This is a genomic window from Actinokineospora sp. NBRC 105648, from assembly GCF_030269645.1.
Lineage (GTDB): Bacteria > Actinomycetota > Actinomycetes > Mycobacteriales > Pseudonocardiaceae > Actinokineospora.
This window is the reverse complement of record NZ_BSTR01000012.1, coordinates 121,823-135,817: the sequence shown is the minus strand read 5'-3', so window position 1 is coordinate 135,817 and position 13,995 is coordinate 121,823. Positions and strand designations below refer to the sequence as shown.

The 13,995-nt window shown below is 69.8% G+C and carries 17 protein-coding genes; 6 read left to right on the top strand and 11 right to left on the bottom strand.

The features are described from left to right. Positions 1 to 25 precede the first annotated feature (25 nt). Positions 26 to 874: a helix-turn-helix domain-containing protein gene (locus QSK30_RS14095; protein WP_285502989.1), complete on the top strand. Its 849-nt coding sequence runs from the start codon at positions 26 to 28 to the stop codon at positions 872 to 874. 2 nt (positions 875 to 876) lie between these two features. Then, positions 877 to 1,110, top strand: coding sequence for a DUF397 domain-containing protein (locus tag QSK30_RS14090; protein WP_285502987.1), 234 nt, complete (start codon positions 877 to 879; stop codon positions 1,108 to 1,110). Between the two features lie 58 nt (positions 1,111 to 1,168). Here the strand turns inward: QSK30_RS14090 and QSK30_RS14085 are convergent, their stop codons facing one another. The 3 genes from QSK30_RS14085 to QSK30_RS14075 all read right to left on the bottom strand — a co-directional run bounded on the left by QSK30_RS14085 (position 1,169) and on the right by QSK30_RS14075 (position 3,245). Beyond that, on the bottom strand, positions 1,169 to 1,294 hold the full coding sequence (locus QSK30_RS14085; protein ID WP_285502985.1) for a hypothetical protein: 126 nt from the start codon (positions 1,292 to 1,294) through the stop codon (positions 1,169 to 1,171). A gap of 779 nt (positions 1,295 to 2,073) precedes the next feature. Continuing rightward, positions 2,074 to 2,268 (bottom strand): hypothetical protein, encoded by a 195-nt coding sequence (locus QSK30_RS14080; RefSeq protein WP_285502984.1) that lies wholly within the window; start codon positions 2,266 to 2,268, stop codon positions 2,074 to 2,076. A 191-nt stretch (positions 2,269 to 2,459) separates the two neighbouring features. After that, positions 2,460 to 3,245, bottom strand: a complete 786-nt coding sequence (locus QSK30_RS14075) for a helix-turn-helix transcriptional regulator (protein ID WP_285502982.1) — start codon at positions 3,243 to 3,245, stop codon at positions 2,460 to 2,462. Between the two features lie 54 nt (positions 3,246 to 3,299). Here QSK30_RS14075 and QSK30_RS14070 point away from each other — a divergent pair, with 54 nt between their 5' ends. The 3 genes from QSK30_RS14070 (at position 3,300) to QSK30_RS14060 (ending at position 5,808) form a co-directional block, all read left to right on the top strand. Further along, positions 3,300 to 4,172 (top strand): alpha/beta fold hydrolase, encoded by an 873-nt coding sequence (locus tag QSK30_RS14070; RefSeq protein ID WP_285502979.1) that lies wholly within the window; start codon positions 3,300 to 3,302, stop codon positions 4,170 to 4,172. Positions 4,173 to 4,247: 75 nt separating this feature from the next. Continuing rightward, positions 4,248 to 4,898 (top strand): hypothetical protein, encoded by a 651-nt coding sequence (locus tag QSK30_RS14065; protein WP_285502978.1) that lies wholly within the window; start codon positions 4,248 to 4,250, stop codon positions 4,896 to 4,898. 85 nt (positions 4,899 to 4,983) lie between these two features. Continuing rightward, positions 4,984 to 5,808, top strand: a complete 825-nt coding sequence (locus QSK30_RS14060) for a thioredoxin family protein (RefSeq protein ID WP_285502976.1) — start codon at positions 4,984 to 4,986, stop codon at positions 5,806 to 5,808. A 284-nt stretch (positions 5,809 to 6,092) separates the two neighbouring features. On the opposite strand, the gene QSK30_RS14055 is transcribed toward QSK30_RS14060, so the two are convergent. The 6 genes from QSK30_RS14055 to fabI form a co-directional block, all read right to left on the bottom strand. Next, complete coding sequence (locus QSK30_RS14055) at positions 6,093 to 6,467, bottom strand: hypothetical protein (RefSeq protein ID WP_285502974.1); 375 nt, start codon at positions 6,465 to 6,467, stop codon at positions 6,093 to 6,095. A gap of 398 nt (positions 6,468 to 6,865) precedes the next feature. Continuing rightward, positions 6,866 to 8,128 carry a serine--tRNA ligase gene (gene serS, locus QSK30_RS14050; RefSeq protein ID WP_285502972.1) on the bottom strand — a complete coding sequence of 421 codons (1,263 nt, stop codon included), beginning with the start codon at positions 8,126 to 8,128 and terminating at the stop codon, positions 6,866 to 6,868. Between the two features lie 14 nt (positions 8,129 to 8,142). Then, positions 8,143 to 9,180, bottom strand: coding sequence for a beta-ketoacyl-ACP synthase III (locus tag QSK30_RS14045; RefSeq protein ID WP_285502971.1), 1,038 nt, complete (start codon positions 9,178 to 9,180; stop codon positions 8,143 to 8,145). Next, entirely contained in the window at positions 9,177 to 9,746 is a 570-nt protein-coding gene (locus QSK30_RS14040) for a flavin reductase family protein (protein ID WP_285502969.1), read from the bottom strand. Before QSK30_RS14040 ends, QSK30_RS14045 begins: the two co-directional genes overlap by 4 nt. A gap of 3 nt (positions 9,747 to 9,749) precedes the next feature. Next, a complete protein-coding gene (locus tag QSK30_RS14035; protein ID WP_285502967.1) occupies positions 9,750 to 10,229 on the bottom strand; it encodes a MaoC family dehydratase in 480 nt (159 codons plus the stop codon). Continuing rightward, positions 10,226 to 11,047, bottom strand: a complete 822-nt coding sequence (fabI, locus tag QSK30_RS14030; protein ID WP_285502966.1) for an enoyl-ACP reductase FabI — start codon at positions 11,045 to 11,047, stop codon at positions 10,226 to 10,228. Before fabI ends, QSK30_RS14035 begins: the two co-directional genes overlap by 4 nt. A 207-nt stretch (positions 11,048 to 11,254) precedes the next feature. Between fabI and QSK30_RS14025 the strand changes: the two genes are divergently transcribed. After that, entirely contained in the window at positions 11,255 to 12,040 is a 786-nt protein-coding gene (locus tag QSK30_RS14025) for an AfsR/SARP family transcriptional regulator (RefSeq protein WP_285502964.1), read from the top strand. 304 nt (positions 12,041 to 12,344) lie between these two features. Here the strand turns inward: QSK30_RS14025 and QSK30_RS14020 are convergent, their stop codons facing one another. Both QSK30_RS14020 and QSK30_RS14015 read right to left on the bottom strand, forming a co-directional pair. Then, positions 12,345 to 13,046, bottom strand: a complete 702-nt coding sequence (locus QSK30_RS14020) for an HAD family hydrolase (RefSeq protein WP_285502962.1) — start codon at positions 13,044 to 13,046, stop codon at positions 12,345 to 12,347. A 4-nt stretch (positions 13,047 to 13,050) separates the two neighbouring features. Further along, the gene (locus tag QSK30_RS14015; protein WP_285502961.1) at positions 13,051 to 13,884 is read right to left on the bottom strand and encodes an AfsA-related hotdog domain-containing protein; all 834 of its coding nucleotides are present in this window, start codon (positions 13,882 to 13,884) and stop codon (positions 13,051 to 13,053) included. Between the last annotated feature and the right edge of the window lie 111 nt (positions 13,885 to 13,995).

The window sequence follows — 13,995 nt, the reverse complement described above, 5'->3', positions numbered from 1 at the left end:
GAAATCACCCGAACGGAGGGCCGACATGCCCAAGCCCCGCCAGAAACCCCAGGCCCGCGGCCTGGCCGCCGGCCTGCGCGCCGCCCGGCGGGTCACCCCGCTCTCGGCGATGGACGTCTCGGCGAAGCTGGGCTGGTCGCAGTCCACGATCAGCCGCATCGAGACCGGCAAGCGCAACGCGGCACCGGAGGAGGTGATCGCGATGCTGGCGCTCTACGGCGTCACCGGCGACGAACGCGAACGCCTGGTCGCCCTGGCCCGCGACGCCGACCGGACCACCTGGCTGGAGACCAAATACCGAATGGTTCCCGAACAAGCCAAGACGATGGCTCTGTACGAGCGCGAAGCTAGCGAGATCGTCGATTTCGGGTTGATCCTGATGCCCGGCCTGCTGCAGACACCGGCCTATGTCCGAGCACTGATGAACTCGGGCGGAGTACCGGTTGCCTCCATCGAACCTCGTGTGCAACTGCGGCTGGAACGGCAGACCGTGCTCGACCGGCCGAAACCGCCGAAGTTGTTGGCAATCATGGATGAAGCCGTGCTCCACCGGCGCTTCGGCGGCCGTCGAGTGATGGCGGAGCAGCTGCAGCACTTGCTCGCGATGGCAAGGAACCCGGACATCGACCTCCGGGTGATTCCCTTCGACCACGGTGGCCACGCGGGTGTCGACGGCGGCTTCCACTTGGTTCGGTTCGAGGATGCTTCGCCAGTCGTGCACCTGGAGCACACTCGCTCCGGGTTGTTCCTCGACGAGCGGGATGACGTTGCTCCATATGAGGCCGCGATCGCTAGTATGGCAACAGTTGCCCTTGATGCCGAGCAGTCGGCACGACTGGTGACAGAGGTCCTGGCCACCTACCAGCAGGAGTGACCATGCCGATCCCCACCGGCTCTTGGCGCAAGTCCAGCTTCAGCGGCACCGAGTCGAACTGTGTCGAGCTGGCTTGGCGCAAGTCCAGCTTCAGCGGCACCCAGTCCGCCTGCGTCGAGCTGGCCTGGCAGGACACCACCCTCATGATCCGCGACTCCAAGGCGCCTGCCGGTCCCACCCTGGAATTCACCGGCTCCGCCATCACCGCCCTGCTCACCACTACCCGCACCCGCTGACCCGACCACATGGCGAAGCAGGCCCGCCGGAGGTACCGACGGGCCTGCCTGTTGTAGGTCAACCTGCCTTGCCGTCCTGGTCGCCGTGATCACGCTTGTGGCTGTGCCATGCGGCGACGATGAGTCCGCCAGTGAGTCCGCCGATCGCACCGCCGATACCGGGCACCCGGTCGTGCAGGGTCATGATGGCGAGAGCCGCCAACGCGGCGTCCCGTTCACAGCGCACCGACCGTGGCAAGCGATCTCGCCCCGGCCCTACCCCGCCAGTCGGCAGCCCCTGCTGGGCAAGAGGACTGGCGGGGCAGGAGCCGGGTCAATCGCCAGGTGTTCCTGAGCGCAAGGCCGAGCGCAATGCGAGCGCCGCCAAGATCACCAACACTACGCCCAGAAAGATGGCGAAGACTCTACTGGTGGTGATGTAGAGGACCGTCCCACCCACTACCGCAGCCGCCAGCATGGCGGTCGCCCAGCGAAGTGTTCTGCGGTCGAAGCCGTCAGACATCTAATGGTCGACTCGGAATTGGTTTATCGGCAGCATGGATCTGCTTGCCGATTTCCTGCTCCTTGCTCATTCTCTCACCTCATGCAACGGACGTGGACCAATCGCGACTACCGCCGGAACTCCTCCCTGGCCAACCTGCCCCGAGCGCACCGCCACCGATCGCGGCCCCGAGGCCCGCGCCAAATGACCCGATAGCCGCGCCCGCGACGAACCGGGCCAGTGGTCCGACCGCCTCCGTGTGGTCGTTGACGTCATGAACTGCTCCGCTCAGGTGCCTGGCAGATAACCGTCAATCCGCGGCTCGTGACCACACGATCGTGGGTTGAGCCCGGGGCGAAGATCGCTGGAGCTCGGACGGAAAGCCCTTGCCCGCACACGGTCGAGGGCGTGGCCAGACCCATCCACACCCTCGACCGCGTCCGTGCTCTAGCCCCCTGTGCGTGTATTCAGTCAGTATCGCGCTATTTGGCCTTGCGATGTTTCGACCAATCCATCATCGCATCGAAAATAAACCCGCCCGTCACTGCGCCAAGCCCAGCCATGGCCCACGTGGCCCGTTCGAGCACAAAGATCACGAGAAGGGAAGCAGTTGTCAGGATTGCAAAGACAACAACGTAGTAACGTAAACCGTGTGGAGCCCATCCATCGTCGGTCATCCGAGAATCTTACCTAGGAGGCCACCGAGTTCGGATCCGCCCTGGTCGGGGGTCGGGCGCACCCGCCGAGCGGGAGTGATGACGTTCACCCGGGGTCACCGGACTGCCAGGTTTATCGGCGCAGGGTCAGCGGCAATGCGCCATCGGTGCGCGGGCACGCGGGCAAACTACGTCGATGGTGTGGTTCTCGGCTACGCGATCTCGGTGGGGGTGCTGCCGGTGAGGGCGCGGAAGTCGCGGTTGAGGTGGGACTGGTCCGCGTAGCCGCAGAGGGTGGCGATTGTGCTGCGGGACAACGGTTCTTTGGCGGTGAGCAACGTGGTCGCCCGGTGCAGGCGGGCGATTCGGGCGATGGTCTTCGGTGGTAGGCCGATGTGGGCCTGGAACCTCGTGCGCAGGTGTTGGCGGGTCCAGCCGAGTTCCTCGGCGAGGGAATCGATGCGGATCTGGCCCCCGGTGGTGGTGATGCGGTGCCAGGCGCCGTGGAGTTCTCGGGGGAGGGCGTGGGTGAACCAGGTCGCGAGGTGGGTGTCGAGGAGGGTGAAGCGGGTCGGCCAGTCCGGGGCCTCGGACAATTGCTCGGTGAGCAGTCCGACCCGGCGGCCCAGCAGGGTTTCCAGGGGGACGGTGGTGTTGGCCAGGTCGCGGAGCGGGCCGAAGAGGGCCACGGCACCGAGCGGGGTGAGGCCGATGGTGATGGCGCGGCTGCGACCCGCAGGGGTGTCGAGGCGGAAAGGGGTGTCGCGCAGGCCGAACACCGGTGATTCAAGCGTCCAATGTGGACTGTCCAGTTCGAGCACTACGAGGACCGCGCCGAGTGGGGCCATCAGCCAGGACATGGACTCCGGCTGGACGAAGTCGTGCGCGGTGTAGGTGTGCACGTGGGCGGCGAGGGCCGGGTGCGGGCCGCCGAAGACCCGGGTGGTGGGCACCTGGTCGATCTCGCGCTGGGGGACGACCAGGGACCAACCTGCCATCGTGGTTTCCATTCGTCCAAGACGCCCGGGGCTCGGGTGCCTACCGTCAGGGTCATGATCGGGGAGTTCAAGAGCGAGGCCGAGCGGATTCGGTACTTCGAGTACTACCAGCGGGCGATGGACCTGTGCCCACCGCCCGCCGCCACGCTCGACGTGGAGTCGCGGCACGGGGTGACGCGGGTGTACCGGTTCGGCTCGGGGGACGGACAACCGGTGCTGGCGGTGCACCCGCTGTCGGGGACGGCGCTGTCGATGCGGCCGCACCTGGACCTCGGCCGTCCCGTCTACGCGATGGACCGCCTCGGGGAGCCGGGGCGCAGCGTGCAGACGGCGCCGATCAGGTCGTTGGCGGAGCGGGCGGCGTGGGCGGACGAGGTGTTGGGCCTCCTCGACCTGGACGGCGTGCACCTGCTCGGGGTGTCGTCTGGCGCGTGGCACGCGGCGATCCACGCCGTGCACCGGCCGGAGCGGGTGTTGTCGCTGTCGCTGGTGGAGCCGACCACGACGTTCGGGCGGTACTCGGCAGGCGTGCTGTGGCGGGGCCTGCTCGCGGCGGTCGTGCGGCGGCCGTGGACGTGGCGGCTGTTCATGCGCTGGGCGATGGACACCGACGACCTCGACCGCGCGGACGTGCGACTGGTGCTGGCGGGGGTTGACGCGTACCGGTCCAGGCCGCTGCCGATGGTGCCGCCGTCGGACGAGCAGCTGCGAGCGCTGGCGATGCCGGTTTTGGCGCTCTTCGGTGGGCGCAGCAGGGTGCACAACCCGAACGCGGCGGCGGCCAAGGCCCGGCGGCTGCTGTCGAACGCGGAGGTGGAGGTGTGGCCGGAGGCTACGCACGACATGTCGGCCGCCGCGGTGAACGTCCGGGTAATGGCGTTCATCGAGGCGGTGGACCGGGCTGGGAAAGATCACTCGATCGAGTGAGCGCGGGGGAAATCCGCCGGAAGTTGTCAGACCTGCCCGGCAGACTCCGCGTCGAGTTGTGACCAAGGGGGATGCATGGGGTGGAGAACCCAGCCACGGGCGGCCAACGGGCAGTGGGGCAAGAAGTCGGCGGGAGCGGCGGCAGTGGTGACCGCCGGGGCGTTGGTGATCGGCGGCGCGAGCGGAACCGGTGCGGGAGCCGGGGCCGCGGTCGAGGCGAGTGGGGCCGCGGACAGTGTCGCGGCGCGGGTGAAGCAGGGGAAGGAACCGGCGCGTAAGGGCAAGTCGGACGAGGCGTGGCGCAAGGCGAAGCTGCGGAAGGTCAAGCAGGAGGCCAAGAACGCGGTCAACTGCGCGGTCAACTCGTACGGGCGGGTACAGGAGTACTTCGTCCAGCACCCGTGCAAGTCGCTCGACCGGACGCTGTTCACCCTGGCCGACCCGGCGGGCGGCACCTTCGTGGTGTCCGTGTCCTGGCTGCGCCTGCACGACCGCGACGACGTGCGGCCGCTGGAGGCACTGGTCACCAAGGACGGGACGGGCAGCGTGAAGTCGCTCGGGTTCGACGCCCTGCGCAGCCAAGGGGTGCGGTTCACCGGGACCCCGTTCGACGCGCGCTCGGACGGCAAGCTGCTGGTGGTCGCCGAAGGTGCGGTCGTGTCCGGGAAACCCGATCCCGACCTGGTCAAGGGCGCGGTGGAGATCGCGGTGGAGCTACCCGGCTGAGCGCGATGCCGGCATACCGGTTCGGCATTACCAGGCGCGGGCCCGCCGCCATAGCGTCACGGGAATGGGAGCCAATCCGAGAACAGTGAACAGGTTCAGGGCAGGCAGACGGGCGTTCGCCGCACTGCTCGCCGCAACCGGGCTGATGGTGGCCGGGGTCGGTACCCCCGCCACCGGGCAGACGGGACCCCGAGCGGACCCGCTGGAGATGGACGTGACCGCCGCGACCTGGAACCAGGCGGTGGCGGTCTCGCGGGACAAGCCGGTCGTCCTGGACTTCGGCGGCAAGATGTGCCAGGGGTGCGAGGAGATCAACGCGGCCCTGCGCCAGATGGTCACCACGGACCGGGGTGCGTGGATCATCGGGCACGTCGACCGCGAGGCGGCGCCCGAACTGCTGGACCAGTTCGGCGTCTTCGAACTGCCGACACTGGTGGTGCTGCGCAACGGGATCGACCAGACGCAGGTGGTGCCGCGCAAGGTCGGGTACACCGCGAACAACCAGGAATGGCTGGCGCTGTACCGGTGGGTGCAGAGCGTGCGAAACGGCGACTACCCGCCCGCGGTGCCGCCGGACCCGAACGTCGAGGTGACGGTGACGACGGAGAACATCGACTCGGTGCTCGCGATTTCCCGGGACAAGCCAGTGGTGCTGGAGTTCGGGGCGCCGTGGTGTTCGGCCTGCAAGGAACTCAAGCCCCACATGCAGAAGTTCGCGGCCGCGGACGGGGGTCGGTGGTTGCTGGGGCAGGTCAACGGCGACAAGTACCCGCAGTTCAACACGCGGTTCGCGGTGAAGGGGTACCCGACGTTGGTCGCCTTGCGGAACGGGGTGGAGGTTTCGCGGAAGTTCGCCTACAACGGGGATCCTGCTACGTATCGGAAGTGGGTTAACACGTTGCTGCGGTGAAGCTTAGTTGCTTGGCTTGGGTTGGGGTGCTCGATTGGGTGGAGTGGTTTGCCTGGGGCCCCTAAAGAAATGAGGCGCGGTGGGCAGGGCGGGTGGGGAAGGGATCCACCCACTCGCGGGTCAGCTTAGCGCCTCATTTCTTCCCCAGACAAACCACTCCACCCAATCGAGCAGATTGATGAGGCCCTGGCGGTATGCGGGTGCTGGGCGACGAGGCTGCCCAGGGCTTGGGGGCTCGGTGGCCTCGATGCGTTGTGCTGCAACGGGTACGGTGCGGGGGAAGGTCACAGTGCGGCGAAGCTCTTGATGCCTGCGATCTTGTACACCTGCTCGGCGACATCGGGGCAGTTCTTCTGCGCGTTGGCTTCGATCTCGAGGCCGTTGGGGACCTTGCCCTGCTTGTCGTAGAAGTCGTAGAGGCCGATGGTCAGTTGGGCCATCGCACCGACGTCGGAGCCGACAGCCTTCAAGGCTGGGATCTGCCCGCGCAGGTATCCGCAGACGTCGACGCCGGAGGACTCCGCCGGGGTACCCGCCTTCGCCGCCGGGGTGGCCGGTACGACCGGGTTGGGGTTGCTGGAGCTGGACGTCGCCGGACCACAGGCGGTGAGGGCCACGGCGCAGGCTGCGATCAGGGCGAGTCCGGCGGTGCGGTTCATGGGAGGCCCGTCCTACTGGCACCACCCCGGACTGGGGCGGTTCGTGCCACTAGAGACGCACCGTCGGGCATAGCGTTGCCTGGGCACATGGCCCCGGTGAGCACATGCCTCACTGACACCCGAGCCTCCCGCGACAACCGACCCTCAGCAACACCCAGACCCCCAGCACCACCCGAGTTTCCAGCACCACCTGAGTCCCAGAGGCTTAGTCGCCCCCGCTTCCTCGCACAGGCCATCTTTAACGCTGGGAGGGTGCTGTCAAGGGTGGAGCGCAGCGGAATCGCGCAGCGACGCCGCAGGCGCCCTTGACAGCACCCTCCCAGCGTTAAACAATTTCAGCGAGAGAAAGCCGCCTCACAATGAAGCCCGGGGCGCTACAAGATTCGGGGCGACAAAGGTCAGCGAACAACGCTCCCATCAGCCGCGATCCGCCGGAACCCGGTATACGGCACCAGGGCCGCCGGAATGTCCACACCGCCATCAGCGGTCTGGTGCTGCTCCAGCAGCGCCAACAACGTCCGGCCGACCGGCAACCCGGACCCGTTGAGCGTGGCCGGGAACCCTCTTTCCTTGCCGCGCAACCGGATCCCGGCCCGTCGGGCCTGGAACGTGCCGGTGTCCGAACAGGACGAGATCTCCCGGTACCGGTCCTGCCCGGGCAGCCACACCTCGATGTCGTAGGTGTAGGTGGCCGAGAAGCCCAAGTCGCCCGCGGCCAACGCGACCACCCGGTAGGCGAGTTCGAGCCGCTTGAGGCATTCCTCCGCGTGGCTGACCATCAATTCCAGCTCAGCCCGGGAGGACTCCGCGTTCACGATGCGCACCAGCTCGACCTTGGTGAACTCGTGCATGCGCAGGATCCCACGGGTATCGCGCCCGTAAGACCCGGCCTCGGCCCGGAAGCACTGCGTCCGCGCGGTGAGCGCCAGCGGCAGGGCACCTGCGTCGATGCTCTCGCCCGCGTACAGGTTCGTCAGCGGGACCTCGGCAGTCGGGATCAGGAACAGCTCCCGGCCGCCCACCGCCGTCTTGAACAGGTCGTCCTCGAACTTCGGCAGCTGGCCCGTCCCGGTCATGGTCTCCCGGGTGACCAGGGTCGGCACCGAGTACTCGGTGTAGCCGTGCTCACGCGTGTGCAGGTCGAGGAAGAACGACGCCAGCGCGCGCTCCAGCACCGCGCCCGCGCCGGAGGTGACCGCGAAGCGCGCGCCGGACAGCTTGGCCGCGCGGCCCAGGTCGAGGATGCCGGTGGACTCGCCGATGTCGGCGTGGTGGCGGGGTTCGAAGTCGTAGGTCCTCGGCTCCCCCACCCGGCGCACCTCGACGGCGTCCTCATCGGACTTCCCGTCGGGGGCGTCGGCGGACGGCAGGTTGGGGATGGTGAGCAGCAGGTCGTGCAGCCGGGTCTGGACCTCCTTCTGGCCGACCTCCAACTCCTGGATCTGCTCCTTGACCTCCTTGGCCCGCGCCCGCACGGCCTCGCCGCCGGTGCGGCCCTCCTTGGCCAGCCGGTTGCTCTCGCCGCGCAGCTTCTGCGTGGCCTCCATCAGTTCCTTGCGCTCGCGGGCCAGCTCGGCCAGGGCCGCGACGTCGAGGTCGTAGCCGCGGCGGTGCAGGGCCGCCGCGGCCTCGGGCTCGAGCAGTGTCTTCGCCTCGTGCACGGTGGTCCTCCTGCTCAGCCCGCCAGCGCGACGGCGGGCCGCGCGGGCGAGGAGATGTGCGCGGTCACGTCCGGCCAGACCATGGTGGTGGCGCCCCAGGTCAGGCCGCCGCCGAAGGCGGTGAGCAGCAGCCGCTGGCCGCCGCGCAGTTCGCCGGTGGCGGTCGCCTCGGCCAGCAGCAGGCCGATCGAGGCCGCCGCGGTGTTGCCCACTCGCTCCACATTGGACACGGTCTGCTCCGGCCGGATGCCCAGCCGTTCACCGACCGCGACCGAGATCCGCGCGTTGGCCTGGTGCGGGACGAACTTGTCCACATCGGACATCGTCAAACCCGCGCGCAGCAACGCCTCCTGCGCCGAGCCCGCCATCCGCTCGACGGCGTGCCGGTAGACCTCGCGGCCGCGCATGCGGAAGTAGTAGTCCTCCGGCGCCGCCTCCTCGCCCGAGGAGCGCTGCCGCGAGCCGCCCGCCGGGATCTGGATCAGGTCGGCGAGGCTGCCGTCGCTGCCCAGCACCAACGGGCCCACCGCGCCCGGCTCGTCGGCCGAGCCCGCGCGCAGCACCAGGGCGCCCGCGCCGTCGGCGAAGATCACCGCGGTGCCGCGGTCCTTCGGGTCGATGATCGTGGAGAACGTCTCGGCGCCGATCATCAGCACCGAGGACGCGTTGCCCGCCGCGATCAGGCCGACCGCGCTGGCCAGGCCGTAGAGGAAGCCGGTGCACACGGCGTTGACGTCGTGCGCGGAGATGCCGGTCAGGCCCAGGCGGGTGGCCACCTCGGGCGCGGTGGCCGGGCAGAGCCGGTCGGGGGTGGTGGTGGCGACCACGACCGCGTCGACCCGGTCGACCCCGGCCGAGCGCAGCGCCAGCTCACCGGCCTGGGTGGCCAGGTCGCCGGTGGACACCCCGGTGTCGACCCAGCGCCGGGTGCCGATGCCGGTGCGGCTGCGGATCCACTCGTCGGAGGTGTCCAGGTACCCGGCGAGCTCCTCGTTGGTGACCACGCGCTGGGGCAGCGAGGCGCCGACCCCCGTGACGACGGCCGCGGTCATCGCACGGCCTCGGTTTCGGGCATGAGGTGTCCTTCCTGGGGCGAACCCGGGTGCGCCTGCCGCTCGGGCAGGCTGCGCAGCGTTCCGTCGTGCAGTTGGCCCGCGTAGCTCAGCAGCGGGGCGCCCTCGCCGGGCACCCCGGCGAAGACCTCGGCGACGAGCAGGTGGTGGTCGCCCGCCGGGGTGTGCGAGCGCAGCCCGCACCCCAGCCCGGCGAGCGACCCGGCGATCAGCGGCGCGCCGCTGTAGGGGTCGGGGGTCCAGTCGACGCAGTCGAACTGGGCCAGTCCGCGCGGTCGGCGCGGGTCGGCGAACCAGCTGGCGAAGGCCGCCTGGTGGGCGCCGAGGATGTTGACCGCGAACCGGGCGCCCGGCTCGCGGACCAGGTCGGCGAAGACCGAGCCGACGCGCAGGCAGGTGCCCAGCAGCAGCGGGTCCCGGGAGACCGCGGTGACCGAGCTGACGGTGGCCGCGTGCGCCCGGTCGCCGTCGCGGAAGGTCAGCACCGCGACCCCGGAGGCCAGCTTGCGCAGCGCGACCCGGCTGCTGGTCTGTTCGGTGATCATCGCTCAGCCCGCCGCGAGGAGTTCGGCCTGGCGGTAGAGGAAGATCGTCTCGGCCTTGAGCGCCGCCCCGGCCTGGTCCTCGACCTCGACGGTGACCTGCAGCCGGACCTCGTGGAACGAGCGCGGCCGGGGGGTGGCCGAGCCCAGCTTGACGGTGCCGCGGACCCGGCTGCCGACCTTGACCGGGTTGGCCAGCCGGACCTTGTCGAAGCCCTTGTTGACGATCACGTCCGCGCCCTCGACGGAGAACGCCTCGGTGATCATCGACGGCAGCAGCGCCAGGGTCAGCAGGCCGTGCGCGACCGGCGCGCCCCACGGGCCCTCGGCGGCGGCGCGCACCGGGTCGGTGTGGATCCACTGGTAGTCGCCGGTGGCGGCGGCGAACTGGTTCACCGTCGCCTGGGTCACCCGGTGCCAGCTGCTGACCCCGAGCACCTCGCCGACCAGTCCGTCGAGCTCGTCGACGCGCACGGTGCGGCTCATCGGACGGCCGCCAGCTCGGGTTCGGCCTCGGCGGCCGGGGCGGGCTTGGGCACCGTGCCGCCGATGGCGTGCACGCCGCCGTCGACGTGGATGACCTCACCGGTCACCCCGGGCAGCCACTCCGACCACAGCGCGCAGATCGCGCGGCCGACGGCGGTGGCGTCGCGGTCGTCCCAGCCCAGCGGCGCGCGCTCCTGCCAGACCGACTCGAACACCTCGAAGCTCTTGATCGCGCCCGCGGCCACCGTGCGCAGCGGACCGGCGGCGATCAGGTTGACCCGGGTGCCCGCCGGGCCCAGGGCGTGCGCGAGGTAGCGGGCGCAGCTCTCCAGGCCCGCCTTGGCCACGCCCATCCAATCGTAGCCGGGCCAGACGACCTCGGCGTCGAAGTCCAGGCCGACGATCGAGCCGCCACCGGCCGCGGCCAGCAGCGGGGCGAACTCGCGGCCCAGGGCGGCGAAGGAGTAGGTGGACACGTGCAGGGCGGTGGCCACGTCCTCCCACGGCGCGGTCAGGAACCCGCCGTCGAGGGCGTTGGCCGGGGCGTAGGCGACGGCGTGCAGGAGGCCGTCGAGCGCACCCCACTTGGCACCGAGGTGGGTGACCACGGCGCTGACCTGCTCGGGCGCGGTGACGTCCATCTCGAGCACCTCGCAGCCCAGCGACTCGCCGAGCCGTTCGGTGATCCGCAGGCCGCGGCCGAAGCCGGTGAGCACCACCTCGGCGCCCTCGGCGAGCGCGAGGCGGGCGGCGGCGTGGGCGATCGACTTGGTCGACACCACGCCGGTGACGAGCAGTCGCTTTCGTTCAAGGAGCATCGCTACCTCATCGCGTAGACGGTTCGGCTGCAGGCCCTGACGATGCTCACCCCTGCGCCTGACAGCGGGTTGATGGCCGCCTGACCATCTGCGCCGTTCGGCCGCATTGAGGCAGGATTCTGCTTATCATCGGTGCTCGTACTTGCATCAGACTTCTGATTCATGGAAGCATCCTGCTTGTCAGACACAGCCAGCCGGGGAGCGCGCATGCTGACCTATCGAATACTCGGTCCGATCGAGATCCAGGCGGCGGGTGAGCCGGTGGAGATCAACGGGACCTTCCAGCGAACCCTGTTGGCCGCCCTGCTGGTCAACCACGACCGCCTGGTGCTGACCGAGTCGTTGATCGGCGAGCTGTGGGAGCACAACCCGCCGCGCAACGCCGAGAACGCCTTACAGGCACACATAAGCAGGCTCCGCAGGCGGTTACGCTCGGTCGACCCGGAGCAGCGCGGCGGGCGCTTCCTGAGCATGCCCTCGGGCTACCGGCTCTGCCTGGGCACCGACGACTTCGACGCCGACATCTTCACCCACGCCCTGCTCGAGGTGCGGGCCAACCAGTCGCACACCCCGCTGGAGATGATCGACAAGCTGCGCGACGCGCTCACCCTGTGGCGCGGCCCGACCTTCGGCGGCAACCTGGGCGGCTTCATCTGCCAGGCCGCGGCGGTGCGCTACAAGGAGTACCGGGCGGCGGCGCTGGAGCGGCTGTTCGAGGCCGAGCTGGTCATCGGGCGGCACAACGAGATCGTCGCCGAGCTCTCCGAGCTGGTGGAGTCCGAGTCGCTCAACGAGCGGCTCTGCCAGCAGCTGATGGTGGCGCTCTACCGCTGCGGTCGGCAGCGCGACGCGCTGGCGGTCTACCAGCGGATGCGCGCCCGGCTGATGGACGAGCTGGGCGTCGAGCCGTCCCCGGTGCTGCAGAAGTGCCAGATGGCGATCCTGGCGCACGACCCGGTCCTGCAGCCGCGGCCGGTGCCCGCGCACCTGTAGGTCCCCGAAACACGAGACCGGCGCCACCCCGATGCGGGGTGGCGCCGGTTTTGCTTTGACCGCAGGGTAAATACCCGCTCAAGAAAGTGAAAACACCGGGTACGGCCAATGCCGCTCCCGGTGTCCGCATTTCCTTTGTCGGATAAGCATGTCGGACAAGCATGACGATGCCCGTGCAGGTGAACTCGGCGAGTGCGCGCGCCATTCGGGGCCATTGCCCCGGCCCGGGTAGTCGGCCCCGGCCGGGGTTCACCAGCCCCATCGTGGCTCGCGCGCTCCAGCCGTCAGGCGCAGGGGCACGGGCTCACAGCGACGGCACGCCCGCGGTGGTCAGGAACCGGGACACGGTCTCGCGGTAGGGCGCCGTACCCGGCACGGTGCGCCAGCCGCGGCGGCGGGCGAGCAGGGTCAGCACCGGGTCGGCACCGACGACAACAGGGGTCCCGACCTCGCTCAGTAGGGGTAGGTCGGAGGCGTGGTCGCCGTAGGCGTGGCAGTCGGCGGCGGAGATCCCGTGCGCGCGCAGGTACGCCCGGACCGCCAGGACCTTGGTGGGGCCGATCATCGAGCGGGCGGTGGCGCCGGTGTAGACACCGCACACCGCCTCGGGTTCGGTGCACAGCACGGTGTCGGCGCCGACCGCCTCGGCGATCGGGTCCAGGCACGGGGCGAACGAGCCGGACACCAGCACGACGCGGGTGCCGCGCTCGGCGTGCGCGCGCAGCTCGGCCAGCACCGGCGGGTGGAACAGGCCCCCGGCGGCCGCCAGCTCGGCGAACCAGGCCCGACCCTGCGCGGTGGCGTCAGCGACGGAAACGCCCGCGTAGAGGGCGAAGTACGCGCGGTTGGCCGCGGTGCGCTCCAGCCGGGCGGCAGGGGCCAGCAACCGCCAGGCGCTGGTGCGCGGGTCGCGCGACCGGCCCATCCGGTAGTCCAGGAAGTCGACCGCGCTGCTGACGGTGATCAGGGTCTCGTCGACGTCGAAGAACGCCGCCTGGGCCGCCATCGGGTCAGGCGCCCTGGGGAACGCGCGCGGCGGCGCGGCGGGCCGGGGCCGAGGAGCACTGCCGCGCGGGGGCGCCCACGGGCTGCTCGGCGGTGAACCCGCAGGCCTCGATGGCCTTGGTCGCCAGCATCTCCTCCTGGCGGGCCAGGCCGCGGGTGCGGACCACCTGGAACTCCGCGCTGATCCGCGCGGCGACCTCGCCGGACTGGGTGACCTCCACCTCGGCGGTGAACTCCAGCCTCGCGGGCTTGGAGCTGGGCAGCTTGGTCAGCCGCAGGGCCAGCTCGGCGCCGATCGGGAAGACGTAGCGCTCGAAGGCGACGCTGAGCGAGCCGAGCACGAAGGAGAAGTCCGGCTCGGTGTCCGGGGTGAGCACGAACTCGTGCGTGCCCGCCAGGATCATCTGCCGACCGGCCTCGATGAGCACCATGCCGGACAGGTGCTGGCCGGTGACGTGGTCGGTCACCAGCTCGTTGCGGTCGGAGAGCCGCAGCCGGGCGGTCAGCGCGAGCGGGCCGCTGGCCGCCACGTCGGCGAGCAGCACGTTCTCCTCCTGCTGCTTGTGCACGTCGGCGGCGGGCACGGCAGCGGGCAGGCGGGCCGGGAGGACGAAGCGGTCCAGCAGGCCGCGCCGGGACAGCTCGGTGCGGACGGTGTCCCAGTCGGAGGCGTCGACCCCTTGGCCCGCCACCAGTCTCATCGGGTCGACGAGGCGGTCGAATAACCCGCTGCGCACGTTCCCCACGAACCGGTTGACCGTCTCGACCCGGTCCTTGCGCGCGAACGTCTCGAACCGGTCGCCCACGAGGTAGGTGGTGGGCAAGAGCTGTGCGTCCATTGTTCGTCCCCTCGTCACAGCGGTCTGGTCTGACCAGGTCACCTTCTCAGCATCCTGACCTGTATCAGTGTTCGAAGCTATCTACGGGTAATTGATGCTCATCAGCATGAT